Raw genomic sequence first — 21,294 nt, 5'->3', positions numbered from 1 at the left:
ACGAGACTCTCCTTAACGCTACCAAGACACCTGTCGGGACCTCGTAACGATACTTGGCGGCAACGCTTAGCGTGCATACCAACACAGCTTGGCTCGCCCCTTAATAGTGAAGGGTTGAGATACGGTCTGCCAGGTGTTTTTGCCGACCAACTTGCCCTTTTCCGCCGACGACCCCTATGAATCCGCCAGAGAGGACAACCAGGCATTCGCAGCGGCAGTCGACCAATTCGGCACGTTTAGGTCGTCGAGGTATGCAGCGGCATCAGAAGTCTCATGAGCTCGCCTGATCGCATGCTTGCGGGAGCCGGTGACGAGCCGCTCAATCAATTCGTCACCGGCTCCGTCGAGTTCGGCCACGATCTGATCGCGCAGCCAAGTAGCCTGACCAGCGGCCTCAGCGGCGGTGACGCTTTCCAGAACGACAGCAGCCAGGCCCTTCATGAAAACGCTCCGTAACAGCTTGCGGGACGCGGCATCGCCTGCTGCACCGTGGATGCAATCGATTTCGGTGCCCGTCGGCTCCATTACCGAGGTGAATGCGCTGGCGCCCGTGCCGCTGACCGTCAGCGGGGTGAGAACCCCGGCCCGCGGGACCGGGGCCAGGACTGCAACATCCGCGAAGAGAACACCGAATTCGCTCGCTCGATCAGCGACGGCCTTCTTGACCTGAGGAGACCCTGTGTTGAAGTCTGCGAAGACGGCGCCCTCGGGCACCAACGGAAGTGCCTCGTCCGCCACCTTCTTCGATACCGACGCTCCCACGAGGCTGATGACGAGATCAGCAGACGAAACAGCATCCTCCAGCGAATCGAACCTGCGAATTCCTTCCGGCGTGCCTGAGACGAAAGGATCGTACCCGTGGACGGTAAAGCCACAGTCGAGGAATCCTGCAGCATACAGGCTACCGGCTTCGCCCAGTCCAAGAATTGCAGTCGTCATCATTGATCTACTCCTAATTGTCGAGTTTCGAGTTCCAACCGAAGACGCTGTGGAACCCGCTGAGAGGAATGGGACCGAGCGGCCATCATCACCAGCGCCCGTTCAGCAGGACGCTGGGCCGGCGAGGAAACGCGGTTCACGCGGAGGCACCGATACTCGTCTCTGGCGAGTAGTCCACCGCTCGACCTCCCGTGGACTTCGTGATGAAGAGAATGGCGAGGAGCATGATCATGGAGAGGATGGCGAAGGCGGCGAAAGCGCCGAATCCCCAATCGTGGAGGCCGAGAGCCAACAGCTGGCCGCCCATCCATGGCCCGAATACCGCACCGAACCGTCCCATGCCGGTCGTCCATCCGATTGCCGAACCACGGGTCCGAGTCGGAAAGACGAACGCCACCGCGGCATACACCATGGTCTGCGCACTGAACAGAAAGAATCCGGCGATGAAGACCACGACATACGTCAGTGCGAGCGGCATTTTGATGCTCAGCAGGAAAACAGCGACAGCAGTGACCAGGAACCACAGCATGGACACCTTGACGGCTCCCAACGAGTCCGAAGTTCTCCCGGCCACCAACATCCCGAATATTCCGCCGAGATTGATGACGATGAGGAATGATAGCGAGGAGCCGAGAGCATAGCCTTCAGCGGCCATGAGCTTGGGCAACCATGTGCTCACACCATAGACGAGAAGCAGACCTCCGAACGACGCTGCCCAGAACAGGAGCGTGATGGCGCCGTTGCGACGCTGGAACAGCTGGCCCAGGTTCCTCAAGAACGATCCCTTGTCTGCCGAGCCCTTTGCCGGTGCCGCAGGAACCTCCATCCCCAGACGCTGCGCAGTCAGTTGCGCTTTGTCGTACTTACCCTTGGCAACGAGGAAACTCAGCGACTCGGGCAGCAAGGCGAAGATCAGCGGAACAAGGAGAATCAGAGGAATAACTCCGACCCAGTACATCGAGCGCCACCCGAACGTCTGTAGCACGGTGATTCCGAGGAAACCTGCGATAATCCCACCCGCCTGGTGAGCAGTCATGAGAATGCCGATCGACAGGTTCCGTCGGCGATCTGAAGCGAACTCGGACACCATCGCGATCGCCGTCGGCAGAAGCCCGCCGAGACCAACTCCTGCAATAGTCCGAAACACCCCGAAGGTCCCGGCGGCTGGAGCGATCGCGCACCCGGCCGAGGCTACAGAGAAGATGATTGTGCAGATGATGATTCCTCGACGACGGCCGATGGCGTCGGTCATCACACCCGCGCACAGGGCCCCTATCAGCATGCCGAACGTGGCGTATGACCCGATGTTTCCAGCGTGCAGATCGGTCATTCCGAAGCCTGCGTCCGCAGTCATCGAGGGAATCGTCGCCCCATACATGAATGTGTCGATGCCGTCGAAGAAGACAGCTAACCACGAAAGGATCATCACTGTGGCGAGACCTCTCCCGCTCGTCTTCACTTCGGAGTTCAGTGAGACCGGAGACATCATGATCGGCTCCTAATTTCTGGCTCATCGTTGAGAAATGCTTCGGCACACGCCGACAGCTAGAAGTGAACCAGGAGCACGAAGTATTGTCAACAATTAGGTCAACAATAAACATCTGCTAGGTGTCTCTGCAGTCAACCTCAGAAATCAGAGGGATCTACTGTGTTGAGCATTCGAGCGCATCGATTCATTTGGACGCTTCGATCGCCCTGATCGCCCGCGCCACGCTGCTGATGTGCGCCTGCATGGCAGAGGCCGCAGCGTCCGGATCTTGCGCACACACGCCTTCAATGAGGGCGAGATGCTGCGGTAGGGACTCGGCGGGCCGCCCCGGCTTCTGCGCCAATCGATACTGGAAGCGCACAGCCTGCCCTCGGAGTCGTTTGATGGTCTGAGCGGCGATCTGCTGTCCGCTGATCTCAATGACAGTCGAATGGAGGTCGCGGTTGCATTCCGAATAGGTTTCTCGGTCACCCTCCTCCACCGCAGTTGTCATACGCGCCCCAATCTCGCGCAGGCGCTGCTTCTGGTCCTCCTGAATCCTCTCAGCCGCTCGCCTGGCACAGAGCGCTTCGATGGCACCACGAACTTCGGTGATTTCGATGGCTTCCTCCAGCGACACGGCACGCACGCGAGCTCCACGATTCTGCACCTTCTCCACCAAGCCCTCGACGGTCAGCTCCGAAAGTGCGATCCGCACATTTCCGCGCGAACTGCCATGCTCCTCGGCGATGTCGAATTCGACCAATCTCTGATTCGGCACCAAATCGCCCGACATGATCGCCTCACGCAGGCGACTGCTGAGTTCAACGGCGGACATGCGCTTCGTCGACTTTTCCGCATGGGCGACGCCATCTCCTGAGCGCTCAGGGCTGTCGGTCATATTCGCTCACTTCCGTCATCAATTGTCGTTCAGACTACTTCAGATCACTGGGATGATACGTGCGACAGCGAGAAACCTCTATATTGTCAACTTGATTGTTAACATTTAGACTGTCGCTATCGTCAGCGAAAGGTTTGCAAAGATGCCCGATCCGCACCCGTGCAATACACTCAGTTCCCAGACCGCCATTCCAGCGCTCTTCATGCGAGGAGGAACCTCACGTGGTGCATTCTTCCATGCCTCCGATCTTCCTCCGGAAACCAGCATGCGCGACTCGGTTCTGGTCTCCGCGATGGGTAGCCCCCACCCTCTCCAAGTCGACGGTCTCGGGGGAGGAAATCCGCTGACCAGCAAGGTGGGCATCGTATCCGCCTCCGACGACCCAGATGTCGATCTCGACTTCACGTTCGCGCAGTTGCAACCTGACGAGACGAGCGTCCAGACCAAAGCAAACTGCGGAAACATGCTCTCAGCGGTGGTGCCCTTCGCTATTGAAACCGGTCTGATATCACCTCAGGGCACGACGACGACTGCTACGGTCAAGACGCTCAACACGAATCTCGTCGCCGAGATCACAGTGAGCACGCCTCAGCTCCCCGACAGCAGTCGGCGCACGGTCGAGTATGAAGGTGAAACCACCATCGACGGCGTTAACGGCTCCGGATCCCCGATATCCATCCTCTTCCGAGACACTGCAGGGTCGATCGCGCCCGGGCTCCTCCCGACCGGTAACCGCACGGATACGCTGACTCGACAGGATGGCGGTGGCATCGACGCCACGCTGATCGACAGCGGGCAGCCCGCTGTCGTCATCAGGGCATCCGACCTCGGCGTGAGAGGCGACGAGACTCCCGAAGAGCTGTCAGAGAATGTCGAGCTGAAAAAGGGACTTGAGCATCTACGTCTGCAAGCTGGCCCGCTCATGGGCCTCGGCGACGTCACGGATAAGAGCTACCCGAAGATGACTCTCGTCTCCTCCTCGAGCAGCGGGGCGGCTCTGAATACGCGCAGCTTCATTCCACACACGGTTCACCAATCGATCGGCGTCCTCGCTGCTCTCACTATCGCCACAGCCGCCTGCATGGACGGCACCGTCGCTGCCACCGTCTCACAGCCTGGGTCAGGGCCCGAGCGCAAACTGCTCATCGAGCACCCCTCCGGTGTGTTTCCCGTCGAGATGCGTCTCGACGGTGACGAAGTCGTTCGCTCCGGTCTGGTTCGCACCGCGCGCACCCTCATGGCGGGTTCGGTCTTCGTCCCACGGAGCGTGTGGGCGAGGCCGGCTTCGCCCACCGAAACCGCATCCGTACACAGCAAACAAGCACAGACAGAAGGAATCCACCCATGATCATCGATTGTCACGGCCACTACACGACCGCACCGACTCCACTCGGTCAATGGCGAGATCGGCAGCTGTCCGCTTTCGAGGCGGGCGAGGAACTGCCCAAGTCCGGCCCCGCGATCACCGATGATGAGATTCGCGAATCTCTCGAATCGAATCAACTCAAACTCATGGACGAACGCGGAATCGATCTCACGATCTTCTCCCCGCGCGCCTCGTTCATGGCCCACCACCTCGGAGATTTCGAGGTCTCGAGCGATTGGACCAAAGTCTGCAACGATCTGTGCGCACGAGTTGCACGTCTCTACCCGAAACGATTCGCTCCCGCGGCGATGCTGCCACAGTCCCAGGGAGTCGATCCGGCGACCTGCGTCGATGAGATCAAGAGAAGTGCAGACGAGAACGGCGCCGTCGCCGTCAATCTCAACCCTGATCCCTCAGGCGGACATTGGACTGCTCCCCCACTGACTGATCCGAGCTGGTACCCGATCTACGAGACGATGATCGAATACCAACTGCCCGCTATGGTCCACGTCTCCACATCGGTCAATCCCGCTTTCCACACCACCGGTGCCCACTACCTCAACGCCGACACCACCGCAGTGATGCAGCTCATCGAAGGAGACCTCTTCGATCGGTACCCCGAGCTCAACCTCGTCGTCCCTCACGGAGGCGGCGCCGCTCCATACCACTGGGGGCGATTCCGCGGGCTGGCCACAGCATTGGGCAAGCCGGACCTGAGCGAGCACCTGCTGGGAAACCTGTACTTCGACACCTGCGTCTACCACCAGCCCGGCATCGACGAACTGCTGACTGTCATACCCACGGAGAACGTGCTCTTCGCATCAGAGATGATCGGTGCCGTACGCACAGTCGACCCGGAGACCGGCCACTACTACGAAGACACAGTTCGATACATCAACGCCGCCGACATCTCAGAAGAGACTCGCTCCGAGATCTTCGAAACCAATGTCCGCCGTGTCTATCCACGCCTCGATGCCCACCTGCAGGCCCAAGGACTCTGACACCGTCACCCGCGCGGACCGCACAAGAATCACACTCATCAGAAAGTAGGCACCATGTTCGATCTCGGAATCGTTCACACCACGATCGACCGTCCTGACCCAGCTGCCGTCGAGCGACTCAGCCGATTCGACGTCCCCACCGTCCACGAAGCCATGGGCCGCGTAGGCCTCATGCGCCCATACATTCGCCCCATCTACCCGCAGGCCAAAATGTGCGGCCCCGCAGTCACCGTGCTGCTCCAGCCCGGCGACAACTGGATGCTCCACGTCGCGGCCGAACAGGTCCAGGAAGGCGATGTCGTCGTCGCCGGCTGCACCACCGAATCGGAAGACGGATTCTTCGGTGAGCTCCTTGCCACATCACTGCGCTCCCGCGGAGCCAGGGGACTCGTCATCGACGGCGGTTGTCGCGACACCACGGAACTCGAAGAGATGGACTTCCCCGTCTTCTCCCGAGCCATCAACGCCAAGGGCACCGTCAAAGCCACGCTCGGCTCCGTCAACGTCCCCGTCGTATGCGCGAACGCACTCATCCACCCGGGAGACGTCATCGTCGCCGACCACGACGGAGTCGTCGTCGTCCCTCAGGGGCGAGTTTCCGCCGTGGCCGAGGCCGCCCAGAAGCGCACAGACAACGAGGCGCAGAAGCGACAGGACTTCAAGAACGGCTCCCTCGGTCTCGATCTCTACAAGATGCGTGAGCCCCTTGCCCAGGCTGGCTTGACTTACCTCGACTGACGCAGAAAGGGGCACCACCATGACGAACTATGAGAACTTCGATGTTTCCCATCTTGGGGCAGTTGAACTCTTCACCCCAGTGTTCGACGAGAGCCTGAGCTTCTTCACCGACCTGCTGGCAATGACAGAGGTCGCCCGGATCGGCGACTCCGCCTACCTGCGCTGCTGGGACGAATACGAGCTCTACACCATCAAACTCACCGCCTCCCACACCAACGGCGTCGGACGCACCCTCTACCGAGCCTCCAGCCCGGAGGCCCTCGACCGCAGAGTCGCAGCCATCGAAGCCACCGGACTCGGCCACGGGTGGAAGAAACCCGAAGTCGGCGTCGGAGCCTCCTACGAATTCGAAGACCCCGACGGCCACCTGATGGCCATCTACTACGACACCGAACGCTACGCGGCCACCGACGCGGATCGCCCCGCCCTGAAGAACCAGGCCGCGAAGTTCCCCGGATATGGCATCAATGCACGCCGCCTCGACCACATCAACTACCTCGCGGCCGACGTCACCGCCTCGGGCGAATTCTGGCGAGATGTGATGATGGCCCGCGAATCCGAACGCGTCGCCCTCGACGACGGCGGCTACGGGGCCTGGTGGTACCGCTTCCAGCAGAAGTCCTACGACGTCGTCTACTCCGACGACTGGACGAAGGAACGCGGCCGGTTCCACCACCTCGCGTTCTCGCCCGACACAAGAGAGGACATTCTCAAAGCAGCCGACATCTTCCTCGAGAACGGGATCTTCATCGAATACGGCCCCTACAAACATGCGATCAATCAGACCTTCTTCCTCTACGTTTGGGAACCGGGCGGAAACCGCATCGAATTCGCCAACGCCGGAGCCCGCCTCATACTCGACCCGGACTGGCCCGTCGTCGAATGGAGCGAAGCGGAACGCGCGAGAGGTCAAGCCTGGGGCATGAAGACCGTCCCCACCTTCCACACCCACGGCACCCCCTATGTCGAGAACCAGGAAGAGATCGACCGGGCCGCCATGGAAGGCCGCCCCTACAGGCTGAAGGCATAGTCCGGCCCGGGATGCCAGGCGCAAACACACGACGGGTCCGCCGGCAGGGATTCTGCTTTCCCGCTGGCGGAGCCGTCTGCTGTGCAGGAAAGCCTCTCTCGAGTGCAGACCCGAGGGCTGGGGCAGGCGCATCCCTGGTCAGCAGGGATCTGCCGGTGCCGACGTCGACGGCGTGACCACCGCCGGGTGGGGTCACATCCACACGATCTACGGAGACCCCTCGAACGACTACGCCGACAGCGTCGAACAGCAAGAGGGCTCCGGAATGGGGATGCCCGGCGGAGGCGAAGCTCCCGGCGATGGAGCGCAGCTCCCCGATGGTGCAAGACAGTCCCCACAGGACGGCGAGAATCCGCCCGCGGACCTGGCGTCGGACGTATCGGGGCAGGGTGGCGACGAATAGTCGCCAACGCATGTGGCCCGCATGATCCGCAACAGCGGCTCATGCGGGCCGGGTTGCTACGCTCCTATCATCCCCCTGAGGTTGTTAACAAAAATGTCAACATGTAAAGTGGCCCGAGTCACCGACGATGAAAGACAGAAAGGCGGCAACGATGCCCTTCGCACCCTCTCCGGGTTGGCTCCACTGGGAGAAGCAGCGCACAACACCGCAGATCATCCTCCCGGCGGGCGCAGTCGATGCCCATTGCCACGTTTTCGGCCCTGGCGACACTTTCCCGTTTTCGCCTCTGCGAAAGTACACACCCTGCGACGCGTCCAAAACTGACCTGTTCGAACTTCACCAAGAGCTCGGATTCGCCCGCCGCGTCGTCGTCCAGGCCACCTGCCACGGCTCCGACAACTCAGCGCTACTAGACGTGCTCCGGTCCGACCCAGATGCATCCCGCGGTGTTGTCACACTGACGTCGGACATCGATGAGTCAGCGCTGGCGGAAATGCACGAACTCGGGGTCAGAGGTGTACGCTTCAATTTCGTCAAGAGACTGGTCGACCACCCTCCATATAAAGAGCTCAGACTCATCGCGGACAAGATCAGACAGTTCGACTGGCACATCGTGATTTACTTCGAACAGCATGATCTCGCGGACCTTGAGGACTTCTTCCGCGAACTTCCAGTGCCCCTCGTCATCGATCACATGGGTCGACCTGACGTGTCTGCGGGCACAACAGGAGCTGATTTCTCCCGTTTCCTCTCCTTTGTCGACCGGACAGATTCGTGGGTAAAAGTCGGCTGCCCCGAGCGATTGACGCTGGATGGCCCGTGGGCACGACCGGGGAAGCAGGAGCTTTACACAGACGTCGCTCCTTTCGCCCGTCGCCTCATTGCAGAGCAGCCCGATCGTGTGCTGTGGGGCACCGACTGGCCACACCCCAACCTCAAATCACACATGCCGGATGATGCAGCGATGCTCAACTATCTGGCTCAAATCACTGATTCGGACAGCCAGCTCCACAAACTCCTGGTCGACAATCCCATCGACCTGTACTGGGCCTGAGCTCTACTCGACCCGGCCTCATACGGAAGCGAACTTCTGCCACCATGGAAACCACCAACTCCGCCAATCGGATCAACAGGATGCCGATCACGCGGTATCACAAACTGATCATCATCGTCGTCGCGGTTGCCTACTTCTTCGAATTCGCCGACATCAACACCTTTTCGACGACAGCGCCGAAGATCGCCCAAGCTTGGGATCTTGATGTTAACCACGTTGCATACATCACCTCCATCTCGTTCGTCGGAATGTTCATCGGCTCTCTGCTCGGTGGGTGGCTGGCAGACCGGGCCGGCAGAAAGATGGCATTCCTGTACTCGACGCTGTGGTTCTCGGTGTTCTCAGCGGCCACAATATTCTCGTGGAACATGTCCTCGATGGGAGTTCTGCGGTTCCTCACCTGCGGAGGCCTCTCGGCGATGACCGTGGTCGCCGTGATCTATGTCAATGAGATCTTCCCCGCCAAAGTGCGGGGCAAGTACCTCGCCTACGCGATGGTCGTTGGAATCTGCGGTACGCCGGTGACAAACCTCATCGCCAGCGCAGTCGTCCCTCTGACTGACTGGTCATGGCGGCTGGTCTTTCTGTGGGGGACCCTCGGCGTGGTCATTCTCTTCCTGATCCGGCATCTGCCTGAATCGCCGATTTGGCTCGAAAGCAAACGACGGTTTGGCCGCGCGGAAGCAGTGCTCGGCGAAATGGAGTCCAAGATCTCTGATCTGGCTGGGCAGCTTTCTGCCCCGGCACCGCCCGTCGCCGAGGTCAAGGAGCAGAAGAAGTCGGGCTTCCGCACTCTCATGCAGCGCCGATATCTCATGCCGCTACTAGTCCTTGTCGTCCTCTGGGTAACTCAGACCGTCGGATTCTTCGGCTACTCGAGCTGGGCACCGACTCTGCTCTCGAAGCAGGGCATCAGTGTCGAGGACTCAATCCTCTACGTTGCTCTGGCAACTATTGGCGCTCCTCTGGGCTCTCTGCTCGCAGCTTTTATCACCGACAAGTTCGAGCGCAAATGGTTGCTCGTCATCTTCGGAACGGCCATCGGTATCGCGGGTCTTCTCTACGGCTTGACGTTTAATCCGATTATGGTGGTTGTATTCGGCTTCTTGGTCAACATGTTTGAGCGTGGCTACACCTCGTTGGCCTACGCGTATTCCCCCGAGCTTTTCGACACTCGAACGCGGTCCCTCGGAACGGGAATCGCCTATGGTGTTGGTCGTCTCTCCAACGCTGTTGGACCACTGGTTATCGCCGGACTTTACACTTCGTCTGGCTATGTCTCGGTCTTCATCTTCATCGCGTGCACATGGTTCATTGGTGCCGTTGTCCTGGCCCTGGTCGGCAGCAAGACCAAGGTTGAACACTCAGCCCAAGGGCCAGAGAATGAGTCGCCGCAGGTTGCTTCGGCGAGTATCCGCTCTATCACGACTGGAAGGTACGAGTACTGACAGGAAAAAGTCGGCTGAGTCTTCTGGGCGACCCGACCACTTGAAAACACGATCCAATTCGACGAACGAACTCGCCGGAGGCAGAACGGCCTCTGGCGAGTTCGTAGTTACGCTGAGGTGCATATAGTCTGGGGGATCGGACAAGATGGCACCTCGAAAGCCGGGTGCTGTCCACAGCCCCACCCACGGTCGTAGCTGCGGAGCTGCCCTCCTCGGTGAGATCCATCGGGTCCGTGTTCAACAACGTCTCCGTTGTCATGCTTGTAGCTTCCTCGCTCCGACATGAAATTGAGATTCCGACACGAAATCCGAGAACCTACAAAAAGTGTAGGATCCCAGCGTACTTGTCACGGTCGTACGGCTCTGACCTTGGAAATGATAAGTAGATGAGATGCTTCTGTCTCGCCAACTTGTCGTAACCCTCAAGGAGCAGCCCAATCCGGCCGAGAGGTTCAAGGATTCAGTCCGGATCAAGCGGTAAGGTGCTGCGCAATGAATTCAGTGCGCAGAAAGGGGGCAGGGAGCGTGAAGCAGTCCAACTCTCGTGACGAGAGCACGTGGTGTTGAACTCGCGGCCCCAGGGTGCGACTGCCTAGCTTCATTGAGCCATCTCGTCAGGGAGGACAGAGATGCTCTCCCTGTACGTGGTTGCGCTGAACTCGGGCAAGCGAGTGGCGAATTTCGACGTATCGAAGTTCCTGTCGCAGTAGCGTCGCAGCAGCTCACCCGCGTCGTCGAGCATCCGGGTGAAGCGGCCGCCGAGCGGTCGCGAGCTTGTCGCAGCAAGTCGCCAAGCCTCTCCACTGCTTGGTGTGGGCGGATGATCGTTCGACACCATTGTGGTTCCGTGTCACTTAGGGCTTGAGCTGGGTGTTTGATTCCTGGGTCTGCAGGGCGTAGGAGCTGATTAGAGCGAGCTTCTCTGCATTGTCACTATTGGGTTCAGCGTGGTAAACCACGAGCATGTGCCCGGTAGCACCGATGGCAAGCTTCTCGCGGTACAAGACGAGTAATCCAACGTCAGGATGGTTGAGGGACATTGTCTCGCTCTCTCGCGGTGCGACGTCGTGTCGCCCCCACAGCTCGCGGAAGCGGGGACTGGACAAGGACAGGTTGCCGACCAGATCTACGAACCCGGGATCGTCAACGTCGGTGCCGACGGATTCGCGAAAGCCCGCGACGATTTGCGCGGTGACTTCGTCCCAGTCGGGGTAGAGGCTCTGTTCAACGGGATCCAGGAAGAGGTCTCGCAGACGGTTCCCACCCGGAACCAGGCGCGGAGACAGCGCTGCGGCAAGTTGGTTCGCGGCGAGCACGTCGAAGTATCGCCCTTCCACGAAGGCGGGCATTCCGATTTCGTCGATGAGAACACGAATGCCAACGGGGGCATCCTCGTTGAGGAGCCGCCGCCGGGCCAGCCGTGGTTGACCGCCGCCGAGGGAGAACATGTACGCGGTTCCGGCCTCGTCGAGCTGGAGCACACGGGCGATCGACGCGAGCACCTGCGCAGAGGGGTTCCGGTCGCGGCCTTGTTCGAGGCGAAGATAATAGTCGCTGCTGATGCCCGAGAGCATTCCCACCTCTTCGCGGCGCAGGCCGGGCACACGGCGAACGCCGAATACGGGGATGCCTACCTGTTCAGGTGTGACAAGTCCGCGCCGGGCACGCAGGAACTCGCCCAACAAATTCATCGTGTCCGTCATACCTTCCATGATATTCCGCGTGAGTCATAACGGACACTGTCCCTGTCACTCCTAGGCGCACGGGGGCTCTGGCCACTGTTTGTTGCAAATGAGAATCTTGATTCAGGTTCGTCGGATAGATCCTCTGTCCGAGAATGAATGAAAGGACATCACCATTATGGTTACCAAGAACACGCTCGGCGGTACCTTCGTCTCTTCCCAGGGCATCGCCTTCACCCGGATGGGTTATGGTGCGATGCAGCTCGCAGGCCCGCGTGTTTGGGGGCCGCCAGCTGACCGCGATGAAGCCGTTCGAGTGCTGCGCGCCGCCGTGGAAGCGGGCGTCAATCACATCGACACTGCCGACTTCTACGGTCCGCACACTACCAACGAGATCATCAGCGAGGCACTCGCCCCGTACGACGGAGTGAGTATCGTCACGAAGGTCGGTTCAGTCCGCGATGACAACGGTGGATGGCCGCACGCCCGCTCCCCGAAGGAACTGCGAGAACAAGTCGAGTCGAACCTCACGACTCTCGGCGTCGAGGCTCTCGACATCGTCAACCTCCGCGTCGGCGGCGGCCCTGACGGCCACTCCGCTGTCCCGGGTTCCCTGTCCGAGCCGTTCGGTGCTCTCGCCGAGCTTCGCGAACAGGGCAAGATCAAACACCTCGGCGTGTCCGTCGTGGACGCCGACCAAGTCGCCGAAGCACGGTCCATAGCCCCGATCGTGACTGTGCAGAACTGGTACAACGTCGCCCACCGCGGAGACGAGGCGCTGATCGCCTCGCTGAATGAGCAGGGCATCGCATACACGGCATTCTGGCCACTCGGCGGCTTCAACCCCGTCCAGTCCGGGGCGCTCGACACAGTCGCAGAGCGCCTGGGCACTACCGCTAAGGCAGTCGCGATCGCGTGGCTGCTGCAACGCTCGCCGAATATCGTCGTGATCCCCGGTACCTCAAAGGTCGCTCACCTGCACGAGAACCTAGCCGCAGCCGAACTCGAGCTGCCAGAGGACGCGCTCACAGAATTGGAGGACGTGGGGGTATGACGGACTCCAAATCGAGCGCCAGCCACCCCGCGGTCGGATTCCTCGGACTAGGGGACCAAGGACTGCCGATGGCCACCGCCATCGCCGAAGCCGGATTCGAGCTGCACGTGTGGGCACGCCGAACCGCCTCTCTGGAAAGGTTGGGCGACGCCCCGCACATTGCGCAGCCGAGCCCGGAGACCCTGGCCGCAGCCACCGACATCGTGTCCCTGTGCGTGGCAACCGATGACGACGTGCTGACGCTGACCAAGCAGATGCTGCCATCGCTACGCCCCGGGACAGTCCTCATCAACCACGGCACGGGAACTCCGGGCAACGCTCAGCGCCTCACCGAACTGCTTGCGAACCGGGGTGTCGATGTCCTCGATGCCCCGGTTTCCGGTGGCCGTACTGCCGCCGAGGAGCGCAGGCTCACCACGCTTGTCGGAGGATCGGAAGATGCGCTGCGGCGCGTCGAACCGGTGCTGAGGTCCTTTGCAACGAACATCGTCCATCTCGGCGGCAGCGGCGCTGGACAGCTCGCCAAACTGTTCAATAACGCCCTGCTCATGATGAACCAGGCCTCGATCGCTGACACCCTGGAACTCGCGGTCAGCGCAGGTGCCGATGCCGTGCGGCTCGTCGAAGCTCTCAAACTCGGGAGCGCGAACAGTGCCGCACTCGGTCTGTTCAATACAATGATCACCGTGGACACTGTCGAGCATCTCAGCGAGGTACAGGCAATCGACATGGCGATCTTCGATCAGGCGCTGCGCGAGACGGGCGCCGACCCCACTGAAACCACCGCGCGCGGCCTTTCTGGCGCGAGTCGGCTGCGCCAGGTTACTGACCAGCTCAACCCGCACGAACGCAGCCAATGAGCTAGACGGTTGTAGAGATGCCTTCTACTTTCCCTAATGGTTCCGAAGGTTACCTTCGGTTCGGTCGGAGTGTCGGCTCGACTGCAGGTGCGGCTCAATTTGACCGATGATTCGACGGGTACGTCGAATAGCTGAGCGGTTCGCCATTTGTGGGACTGACGAAAATGGGGCGGCCAACAGGTTCGAAAGGTATTCGACAAACTCGCCGCCGCGCTCACCTCTTAAACATTTTCCTAAGGCTGCCTTAGCATGGCGGCATTCTCAATAATCTCCTCGGCGATCGCGGATCGGTGCGGTTCCTCTCAGGAACTGATGCACTGCCGTGTCGGTCAGCTCGTCCGGTCTCCTCGTGTCTACGAGTCCGTTGTTGATCAGAGTGGTGAGACCGTTGATCGTGGCATAGAGGATGATTCCGATCTCCTCGTGAGGGCCTTTCTGAATGATGCACTTGTCCTGGCCTTCGTGGATCAGATCGACGAGAAGTTCGAAGGCTCTCTCTGCCGCGTGCGTGACGTCGGCCTTCTCCGGCTAGTGCATAGGCGGCGACACGGAGGTGCGTCGTCTTGACCTGGCGGACCTGTCCTCTGTTCGGGGGTTCGCGGAGAGATTCACCGATCCGATTGACGTGCTGATCAATAACGCAGGCATCTCGATCCCGCCGCTGGTCCGTGCCGTCGACGGGTTCGAATCGCAGTTTGGAACGAATCACCTGGGCCACTTCGGATTGACCAACCTGCTCCTGCCCCAGGTGCGCGACCGCATCGTCACTGTAGGCTCGCTAGCACATCTGACAGGCAAGATCGACTTCACCGACCTGAACTGGCGCACCCGGAACTACAAGCCCTATGCGGCGTACGGGCAGTCGAAGCTCGCGAACCATCTGTCAGCGCACGAACTGCAGCGCCAACTGACTGCTCGCGGGTCTCCGGTGAAGTCCGTCGCTGCGCATCCGGGGATTGCGACGACGAACCTGATGAACGCCGAGGGCCAGAGCCTGCGACACCGATTTGAGAAACTCTTCATCCAGTCATTTGCGCACTCCGCCGAGGCGGGGGCACTTCCGATCCTCTACGCTGCGACTGCTGACATTCCGGGCGACAGCTAAGTCGGCCCGAGCAATTTCATGGGCATGCGCGGGGCGCCAGCACCTGCCAAACGTGCAGCCAGAGCCCGCAGCGTCGACAACGCGCGGCGGTTGTGGGAGGAGTCAGAGAAGCTCACCGGCACCACATTCCCGCTGAGCGCCAACCAGCTCGGAAACGGTGCAGTGCCTTGACTGCGCCGACAGCGGTTACTCCTGAATCCCACATGACCCCAGGGACAACTCTATGGTCCCAAAAACTTTTTCTCCCCCGTGGAATAAACCCTCGCTCCGCAAAGTTGAGTCTGGTGTACGCAACTTTAATGATGCCGAGCTTGACTGCTCGGATCACGAAGATAATACTTGAGTGCAGTTGGCTCAATGTGTGCGGTCGAGTGGGTCCACCACTCGTCCCCGCGGCAGGAAATGCCGTGGAAGAAGCCAGGTGGTGGATCCGCCCGATCGCACACATTCGAGTCGAGATCACTCACGATATGTAAGGAGACAACGTTATGGCACGTGCAGTTGGAATCGACCTCGGAACCACGAACTCCGTCGTCACAGTCCTCGAAGGCGGTGACCCCAAGGTCATCGCGAACGCGGAAGGTGGTCGCACGACCCCCTCCGTCGTTGCTGTCAACAAGAACGGCGACTCCCTGGTCGGCGAAATCGCCAAGCGCCAGGCTGTCACCAACATCAAGAACACCGTTGCCTCGGTCAAGCGCCACATGGGCACCGACTGGTCCACCGAAATCGGCGGCAAGAAGATGTCGGCCCCTGAGGTTTCGGCTCGCATCCTGCAGAAGCTCAAGCACGACGCTGAGGAATACCTGCAGGAAGACGTCACCGACGCAGTCATCACCGTTCCCGCATACTTCAATGACGCCGAGCGTCAGGCCACGAAGGATGCCGGTGAGATCGCAGGACTCAATGTCTCGCGCATCATCAACGAGCCCACCGCTGCAGCTCTGGCCTACGGCCTCGAGCGCGGCAAGGAAGACGAGACCATTCTGGTCTTCGACCTCGGTGGCGGCACCTTCGACGTCTCCCTGCTGGAAGTCGGCAAGGACGAAGACGACTTCTCCACGATTCAGGTCCGTGCGACCTCAGGCGACAACCGCCTTGGCGGCGACGACTGGGATCAGCGCATCGTCGACTGGCTCGTCGGTGAGGTCAAGAACGGCTACGGCGTCGACCTGAGCAAGGACGCGACAGCAATCCAGCGTCTGAAGGAAGCTTCGGAGCAGGCCAAGAAGGAACTCTCCTCGGCCACCAGCACCAACATCTCGCTGCAGTACCTGTCGATGAGCGAGAACGGACCCATCCACTTGGATGAGACCCTGACCCGCGCGAAGTTCGAGGACCTGACCAAGGACCTCCTCGAGCGCACCAAGGCTCCGTTCCACGCAGTCATGAAGGACGCAGGCGTGTCCGTCTCCGAGATCGACCACGTCGTTCTCGTCGGCGGTTCGACCCGTATGCCAGGCGTCTCCGCCGTCGTCACCGAACTCACCGGAGGCAAGGAGCCCAACAAGGGAGTCAACCCCGATGAGGTCGTCGCGATCGGCGCAGCCGTGCAGGCCGGTGTCCTCGTAGGCGAACGCAAGGACGTTCTGCTCATCGACGTCACCCCGCTGTCGCTCGGACTCGAAACCAAGGGCGGCGTGATGACCAAGCTCATCGAGCGCAACACCCCGATCCCGACCAAGCGCTCGGAAACCTTCACCACGGCCGAGGACAACCAGCCCTCCGTGTCGATCCAGGTCTTCCAGGGTGAGCGCGAGTTCACTCGCGACAACAAGAACTTGGGCACCTTCGAGCTGACCGGCATCGCTCCGGCCCCTCGCGGCGTCCCGCAGATCGAGGTCGCCTTCGACATCGACGCCAACGGCATCGTGCACGTGTCGGCCACCGACAAGGGCACCGGCACCGAGCAGTCGATGACGATCACCGGCGGTTCCGCACTGCCGAAGGAAGACATCGACCGCATGGTCAAGGAAGCCGAGGAGCACGCAGACGAGGACAAGAAGCGCCGTGAGGCCGCTGACACTCGCAACAATGCGGAGAACCTCGCCTACCAGACCGAGAAGCTCATCACCGACAACGAGGACAAGCTGCCCGAAGAGGTCAAGACCGAGATCAACTCGGACGTTGAGGCTCTCAAGGAAGCGCTCAAGGGTGAAGACGACGACGCCGTGAAGACGGCCTACGACAAGCTCGTCGCCAACCAGCAGAAGATCGGCGAAGCCATCTACAACCAGCCAGGTGCCGAAGGCGCCGCTGGTGAAGAAGCAGCAGGCGATTCCGATGCAAGCGCAGACGACGATGTCGTCGACGCTGAGGTTGTCGATGAAGAGGACGAGGAGAAGAAGTAATGACTGCCGAGGGCAACGATCCGTCGTCCGAGGAGCCAGGCTTCACCTTCAGCGACAAGCGCCGGATTGATCCGGACACCGGCGAGCTCCGCCCAGAGGCCGACGCAGCGTCGGCCTCGGCGGAGGCCGGTGAGGAGAATGCCGCGAACGACGCAACCGGTGCCGAAGGCGCCGAGGGCGTCCAGGATGCCGATGAGAATCTGGCTGATGCCAGTGACCTCGGCGTCGACATTCCAGCCGATGCTTCGACGTTGAACGACACCGAGGCAGCACAGGGCGAAGACGCCGCCGAACCCGCACCGGGTTCCGAGGCCGCAGCGCACCTGGCCGACCTCAAGCGCATCAACGCCGAGTACGCCGCCTACCGGATGCGGGCCGATCGCGAACGCGAGCGGGCAGCAACCGGTGGCACGATCAAGGCTGTCGAAGCCCTGATCCCCGTGCTCGACGAGGTGCGCCTGGCGCAGGAGAACGGCGACGTCACCGGGCCTTTCGAGACCCACGTGAACAAGCTGATCGACTCGCTGAACAAGGTCGGCGTCGAGCAGTACGGTGAGGTCGGCGACGAGTTCGATCCGCGACTGCATGAGGCACTCATGCAGCAGCCTTCGGACGACGTTGAGACTCCGACCGTCTTCCTGGTCATGCAGCCGGGCTACCGCATGGGTGAGCGCATCATCCGCGCGGCGCGCGTCGGGGTACAGCAGCCGGAAGACTGAGAACCACACCCTCGCCGAGGTGGTCCCGCCAACGTGGCACCACCTCGGCGGCGGTCCGGATCATCCGGGATCGAGATCCCGGGGTTGCGGATTGTGAGGAGACAATTGAATACACTGATGAAGAAGACACGGAAGGAGGTGCCAGGTGAATACCGGTCCTCAGAATGATTGGTTCGAAAAGGACTTCTACAAGACCCTCGGCGTCTCCAAAGATGCTTCCGACGCAGAGATCAAAAAGGCCTATCGCAAGCTGGCGCGCAAGTATCACCCGGATGCCAATCCCGGTGATTCCAAGGCTGAAGACAAGTTCAAAGAGCTCGGCCAGGCCCATCAGGTGCTCTCTGACAAGGAATCTCGCGAACAGTACGATCAGGTCCGCGCCATGGGCGGCGGCGCCAGGTTCACCGGTTCCGGCGGGCCTGGGGGCGGTGCCAGCGGCGGATTCGATGACGTATTCTCCGACCTCTTCGGCGGAGGCGGACGGAAACGGACTCGTTCACCTTACGGCGGAGGCGGGGGAGACGTACCCCCTGACCTGGCGGACCTTCTCAACGGCTTCGGTGGTGGCGGCGGCTACGGCGGAGGTGGTTTCGGAGGCGGATATTCGCCACCGGTCAAGGGCGGGGACATCAAGTCCAACACCACTCTGTCCTTCACGGAGGCCATCAACGGCGCCTCGGTGAAGCTGAACATGCCGGGCGGGAAGCCTCTGACCGTGCGGACGCCGATCGGCGTCAAGGATGGGCAGAAGATCCGACTGGCAGGTAAGGGCAAGCCCAGCCCCAACGGCGGCGAGACCGGCGACGTGATCCTCACGATCAAGGTCAAGCCGCACCCCGTGTTCACCCGTGATGGTGACAATCTGCGGATGGACCTGCCGGTGAGCTTCGACGAGGCTGCCCTGGGCGCCGAGGTCAAGGTGCCGACGCTCGACGGAATGCCGGTGACGATGAAGATCGCTCCAGGCACACCATCGGGACGGACCATGCGTCTGCGCGGCAAGGGCGTGAAATCGAAGAAGGGCACCGGCGACCTGCTGGTGACCGCGGAGATCGTCGTGCCGCAGAACCTGTCGAAAGAAGCCAAAGAAGCTGTCGAATCATTCCGCACCGCGACCGAGAACGAGGATCCGCGGGATGGTCTGCTCGACAAAGCCAAGGCCAGTTGAGGTGGTGAAGCACAATGCACATATCGACCAGTGCAGCGGTGTACGTCATTTCGGTGGCGGCGGACCTCGCAGGAATGCACCCGCAGACGCTGCGGCAGTATGACCGTCTGGGTCTCGTCACTCCCGAGCGCACCGCTGGCAGAGGCCGGCGGTACTCGGGGCGAGACATCGCCAAACTCCGGTTGATCCAGCAGCTTTCGCAGGACGAGGGCGTGAACCTGGTGGGCATCAAGAAGATCATTGATCTGCAGAACCAGGTCGATGCACTCAAATCCCGGAACGAGGAGCTCGAGACCGAAGTCAGGTCTCGGATGTCTGCGAAGGAACGCGAAGCTCGCGTCTTCGCTGCCGGCTCCGCGGGTGATGTCGTCTCGATCTCGCGCGGCAGGCGTCCGCAGGGACGGCCCGAGCCGGGCGCGATGGTTCTCTACAACAGGTTCCGGCGCCGGTGAACTGACTGCCCGTCGCCCTCAACCAGATCACGACATGACGAAGGGGCGATTCCAACCGGAATCGCCCCTTCGTCATGTCCGGATTCTGACTCCGGTTCAGGTCCTGGGATCAGATCTCTGAAGGATCCTGAGCAACCTTCTTGCGACGCATGGTCATGGTGACTGCGGCTCCACCGATGAGGAGGAGGGCAGCTCCGCCGACGAGTCCGGTCAGTTCGGTACCGGTGCGAGGCAGGTCGCCGCCACCGTTTCCGTTGCCGTCATCGCCGCCACCATTGCCGCCGTCTTCGTTTCCGTCTTCATTGCCGTCGCTGCCACCGGCGTTGGCGTCATCGCTGACGGTGAAGGCTCCGGTCATCTCGTCGTCGCCACAGGTGACGCTGACGTCGTAGTCGCCGAGGTAGGCCGATGCATCATTGGCAGAGGTGCCGTAGACGTTGACGGACGCCTTGCCCTCGTCGTCGGCCTTGACTGTGTTGTCGTAGGCGGTGACGTTCGAGTTGCCCTCGGGGGTGACAACGTAGTGAACGTCCGAACCGGGCTCGCAGTTCTCGACTGCCAGGGTGACGCCCTTGTTCTCCACGACGAAGTCGGCAGCTTCGATGGTCTCGGGCGAGACGGTCAGCGTGGCTTCAGCGGCCGGGGTGGTCGGCTTCGGCTCTTCGGTCTCGTCTTCGGTAACGGTGAATTTGGCGAAGTTCGACACTTCTTCGGACTCAGCATCGACTGCGGAGACCGAGTAGTTGCCGGGCTCGAGACCGTCTTCGGGCGCTTCGACCGTGGTGCTGATCTTGCCGTCTTCGTCGGCCTTGACCTCGTCTTGGAAGAAGGGCGACTGTGTTGCGTTCCCCATCACGTTGACTGTGCTTCCGGGGGTGAAGCCTTCACCGGTGACCTCGAGGCCATCCTTCTCGAAGTCGGAGGCCGAGATCTTCTCGGTGTTGAGAGTGACCTTCGGGTCGACCTCGGGAGCCTCTGGCTCTTCGTTGTCAGCGATGACCTCGACCTGCGCAGGGATCTCCTCGGTCTCTTCGCCGCGGACGACAGAGATCGTGAAGTTGAGAGTGCCCGGATCGATGGCAGCGGGATCGCCGGTCACGTTGTGGATGGTGAATCTCACGGAGTCGCCTTCGGCCGTCACCTCTTCATTAGTGAGGTTGTCCGTGACGACGTCTCCGGCTTCGAGGCCAGTGACTGTGACGGTGAAGCCCGGGTCGAGGAGATCGGTCTGGGTGATCTCTTTCGGCGAAACAGTGACAGCTGCTTCGATGGCCTGAGCCTCGTTGCCGTCTTCGGTGCTGTCCTCGGCAGCTTCGGTTTCATCTGCCTGGTTGCTGTTCTGGCTGAGCTGAATGTTGGTCTGTCCGAAAGCGTCGGCCGTGGGTGCAGCCATTACGGGGGATGCGGCGAGGCCGGTGATGGCCAGGGCCACTGCGGGGGCGAGTGCAAGCTTCTTCATGATGTCCTTCGTCTGAGCAACTGAGGATGACTTCCTACGCAGGTAACAATAATGAAATATATACAACGAGCATAGTTGTGGTCGTTGTGTTCACAT

General features: G+C 60.9%; 20 protein-coding genes. 15 read left to right on the top strand and 5 right to left on the bottom strand.

Annotated features, from left to right (window positions below):
* Positions 1 to 174 precede the first annotated feature (174 nt).
* From HX613_RS22740 to HX613_RS15005, 3 genes are all read right to left on the bottom strand, one after another.
* Positions 175 to 957 carry an NAD(P)-dependent oxidoreductase gene (locus tag HX613_RS22740; protein WP_328284968.1) on the bottom strand — a complete coding sequence of 261 codons (783 nt, stop codon included), beginning with the start codon at positions 955 to 957 and terminating at the stop codon, positions 175 to 177.
* A 118-nt stretch (positions 958 to 1,075) separates the two neighbouring features.
* Complete coding sequence (locus tag HX613_RS15010; RefSeq protein WP_235346057.1) at positions 1,076 to 2,428, bottom strand: MFS transporter; 1,353 nt, start codon at positions 2,426 to 2,428, stop codon at positions 1,076 to 1,078.
* Positions 2,429 to 2,612: 184 nt separating this feature from the next.
* Positions 2,613 to 3,245: a GntR family transcriptional regulator gene (locus HX613_RS15005; protein ID WP_235346062.1), complete on the bottom strand. Its 633-nt coding sequence runs from the start codon at positions 3,243 to 3,245 to the stop codon at positions 2,613 to 2,615.
* 205 nt (positions 3,246 to 3,450) lie between these two features.
* On the opposite strand from HX613_RS15005, the gene HX613_RS15000 reads away from it, so the two are divergent.
* The 7 genes from HX613_RS15000 to HX613_RS14970 all read left to right on the top strand — a co-directional run bounded on the left by HX613_RS15000 (position 3,451) and on the right by HX613_RS14970 (position 10,348).
* Positions 3,451 to 4,656 carry a 4-oxalomesaconate tautomerase gene (locus tag HX613_RS15000; protein WP_235346056.1) on the top strand — a complete coding sequence of 402 codons (1,206 nt, stop codon included), beginning with the start codon at positions 3,451 to 3,453 and terminating at the stop codon, positions 4,654 to 4,656.
* Positions 4,653 to 5,675 carry an amidohydrolase family protein gene (locus HX613_RS14995; RefSeq protein WP_235346055.1) on the top strand — a complete coding sequence of 341 codons (1,023 nt, stop codon included), beginning with the start codon at positions 4,653 to 4,655 and terminating at the stop codon, positions 5,673 to 5,675. The genes HX613_RS15000 and HX613_RS14995 overlap by 4 nt, the downstream gene beginning before the upstream one ends.
* Before the next feature lie 54 nt (positions 5,676 to 5,729).
* Positions 5,730 to 6,413 (top strand): 4-carboxy-4-hydroxy-2-oxoadipate aldolase/oxaloacetate decarboxylase, encoded by a 684-nt coding sequence (gene ligK / locus HX613_RS14990; RefSeq protein WP_235346054.1) that lies wholly within the window; start codon positions 5,730 to 5,732, stop codon positions 6,411 to 6,413.
* 19 nt (positions 6,414 to 6,432) lie between these two features.
* Positions 6,433 to 7,443 carry a VOC family protein gene (locus tag HX613_RS14985; RefSeq protein ID WP_235346053.1) on the top strand — a complete coding sequence of 337 codons (1,011 nt, stop codon included), beginning with the start codon at positions 6,433 to 6,435 and terminating at the stop codon, positions 7,441 to 7,443.
* Between the two features lie 172 nt (positions 7,444 to 7,615).
* Positions 7,616 to 7,846 carry a DUF3500 domain-containing protein gene (locus HX613_RS14980; RefSeq protein ID WP_235346052.1) on the top strand — a complete coding sequence of 77 codons (231 nt, stop codon included), beginning with the start codon at positions 7,616 to 7,618 and terminating at the stop codon, positions 7,844 to 7,846.
* Between the two features lie 151 nt (positions 7,847 to 7,997).
* Positions 7,998 to 8,900: an amidohydrolase family protein gene (locus HX613_RS14975; protein WP_235346051.1), complete on the top strand. Its 903-nt coding sequence runs from the start codon at positions 7,998 to 8,000 to the stop codon at positions 8,898 to 8,900.
* Positions 8,901 to 8,944: 44 nt separating this feature from the next.
* Positions 8,945 to 10,348, top strand: a complete 1,404-nt coding sequence (locus HX613_RS14970) for an MFS transporter (RefSeq protein WP_235346050.1) — start codon at positions 8,945 to 8,947, stop codon at positions 10,346 to 10,348.
* 854 nt (positions 10,349 to 11,202) lie between these two features.
* Here HX613_RS14970 and HX613_RS14965 read toward each other — a convergent pair.
* Complete coding sequence (locus HX613_RS14965) at positions 11,203 to 12,051, bottom strand: helix-turn-helix domain-containing protein (protein ID WP_235346049.1); 849 nt, start codon at positions 12,049 to 12,051, stop codon at positions 11,203 to 11,205.
* 157 nt (positions 12,052 to 12,208) lie between these two features.
* Here HX613_RS14965 and HX613_RS14960 point away from each other — a divergent pair, with 157 nt between their 5' ends.
* From HX613_RS14960 to HX613_RS14925, 8 genes are all read left to right on the top strand, one after another.
* Complete coding sequence (locus tag HX613_RS14960; RefSeq protein WP_235346048.1) at positions 12,209 to 13,084, top strand: oxidoreductase; 876 nt, start codon at positions 12,209 to 12,211, stop codon at positions 13,082 to 13,084.
* Positions 13,081 to 13,944, top strand: coding sequence for an NAD(P)-dependent oxidoreductase (locus HX613_RS14955; RefSeq protein WP_235346047.1), 864 nt, complete (start codon positions 13,081 to 13,083; stop codon positions 13,942 to 13,944). The genes HX613_RS14960 and HX613_RS14955 overlap by 4 nt, the downstream gene beginning before the upstream one ends.
* 249 nt (positions 13,945 to 14,193) lie before the next feature.
* Entirely contained in the window at positions 14,194 to 14,511 is a 318-nt protein-coding gene (locus HX613_RS14950) for a hypothetical protein (protein WP_235346046.1), read from the top strand.
* Positions 14,498 to 15,049, top strand: coding sequence for an SDR family NAD(P)-dependent oxidoreductase (locus tag HX613_RS14945; RefSeq protein ID WP_235346045.1), 552 nt, complete (start codon positions 14,498 to 14,500; stop codon positions 15,047 to 15,049). Before HX613_RS14950 ends, HX613_RS14945 begins: the two co-directional genes overlap by 14 nt.
* A 488-nt stretch (positions 15,050 to 15,537) precedes the next feature.
* Complete coding sequence (gene dnaK / locus HX613_RS14940; protein ID WP_235346044.1) at positions 15,538 to 17,400, top strand: molecular chaperone DnaK; 1,863 nt, start codon at positions 15,538 to 15,540, stop codon at positions 17,398 to 17,400.
* Positions 17,400 to 18,119: a nucleotide exchange factor GrpE gene (locus HX613_RS14935; protein ID WP_235346043.1), complete on the top strand. Its 720-nt coding sequence runs from the start codon at positions 17,400 to 17,402 to the stop codon at positions 18,117 to 18,119. The genes dnaK and HX613_RS14935 overlap by 1 nt, the downstream gene beginning before the upstream one ends.
* A gap of 145 nt (positions 18,120 to 18,264) precedes the next feature.
* Entirely contained in the window at positions 18,265 to 19,287 is a 1,023-nt protein-coding gene (locus HX613_RS14930) for a DnaJ C-terminal domain-containing protein (protein WP_235346042.1), read from the top strand.
* A 14-nt stretch (positions 19,288 to 19,301) separates the two neighbouring features.
* Entirely contained in the window at positions 19,302 to 19,739 is a 438-nt protein-coding gene (locus HX613_RS14925) for a heat shock protein transcriptional repressor HspR (RefSeq protein ID WP_143920824.1), read from the top strand.
* 109 nt (positions 19,740 to 19,848) lie between these two features.
* Here the strand turns inward: HX613_RS14925 and HX613_RS14920 are convergent, their stop codons facing one another.
* Positions 19,849 to 21,198, bottom strand: coding sequence for a hypothetical protein (locus HX613_RS14920; RefSeq protein ID WP_235346041.1), 1,350 nt, complete (start codon positions 21,196 to 21,198; stop codon positions 19,849 to 19,851).
* Positions 21,199 to 21,294: the final 96 nt, after the last annotated feature.

Origin of the sequence: Brevibacterium sp. UCMA 11754 (assembly GCF_021532275.1) — a bacterium.
Lineage (GTDB): Bacteria > Actinomycetota > Actinomycetes > Actinomycetales > Brevibacteriaceae > Brevibacterium.
Note: the sequence above shows the minus strand (reverse complement) of the source record. Positions and strands in the feature narration are given on the sequence as shown.

Excerpts from the sequence above, each read along its gene's own strand:
- HX613_RS15000 (WP_235346056.1), top strand. The coding sequence starts at position 3,451 with ATGCCCGATCCGCACCCGTGCAATACACTCAGTTCCCAGACCGCCATT.
- HX613_RS14955 (WP_235346047.1), top strand. The coding sequence starts at position 13,081 with ATGACGGACTCCAAATCGAGCGCCAGCCACCCCGCGGTCGGATTCCTC.
- HX613_RS14975 (WP_235346051.1), top strand. The coding sequence starts at position 7,998 with ATGCCCTTCGCACCCTCTCCGGGTTGGCTCCACTGGGAGAAGCAGCGC.
- HX613_RS14995 (WP_235346055.1), top strand. The coding sequence starts at position 4,653 with ATGATCATCGATTGTCACGGCCACTACACGACCGCACCGACTCCACTC.
- HX613_RS15010 (WP_235346057.1), bottom strand. The coding sequence starts at position 2,428 with ATGATGTCTCCGGTCTCACTGAACTCCGAAGTGAAGACGAGCGGGAGA.
- HX613_RS14970 (WP_235346050.1), top strand. The coding sequence starts at position 8,945 with ATGGAAACCACCAACTCCGCCAATCGGATCAACAGGATGCCGATCACG.
- HX613_RS14950 (WP_235346046.1), top strand. The coding sequence starts at position 14,194 with ATGGCGGCATTCTCAATAATCTCCTCGGCGATCGCGGATCGGTGCGGT.
- HX613_RS14985 (WP_235346053.1), top strand. The coding sequence starts at position 6,433 with ATGACGAACTATGAGAACTTCGATGTTTCCCATCTTGGGGCAGTTGAA.
- HX613_RS14935 (WP_235346043.1), top strand. The coding sequence starts at position 17,400 with ATGACTGCCGAGGGCAACGATCCGTCGTCCGAGGAGCCAGGCTTCACC.
- dnaK (WP_235346044.1), top strand. The coding sequence starts at position 15,538 with ATGGCACGTGCAGTTGGAATCGACCTCGGAACCACGAACTCCGTCGTC.
- HX613_RS14925 (WP_143920824.1), top strand. The coding sequence starts at position 19,302 with ATGCACATATCGACCAGTGCAGCGGTGTACGTCATTTCGGTGGCGGCG.
- ligK (WP_235346054.1), top strand. The coding sequence starts at position 5,730 with ATGTTCGATCTCGGAATCGTTCACACCACGATCGACCGTCCTGACCCA.
- HX613_RS15005 (WP_235346062.1), bottom strand. The coding sequence starts at position 3,245 with ATGTCCGCCGTTGAACTCAGCAGTCGCCTGCGTGAGGCGATCATGTCG.
- HX613_RS14920 (WP_235346041.1), bottom strand. The coding sequence starts at position 21,198 with ATGAAGAAGCTTGCACTCGCCCCCGCAGTGGCCCTGGCCATCACCGGC.
- HX613_RS14965 (WP_235346049.1), bottom strand. The coding sequence starts at position 12,051 with ATGACGGACACGATGAATTTGTTGGGCGAGTTCCTGCGTGCCCGGCGC.
- HX613_RS14960 (WP_235346048.1), top strand. The coding sequence starts at position 12,209 with ATGGTTACCAAGAACACGCTCGGCGGTACCTTCGTCTCTTCCCAGGGC.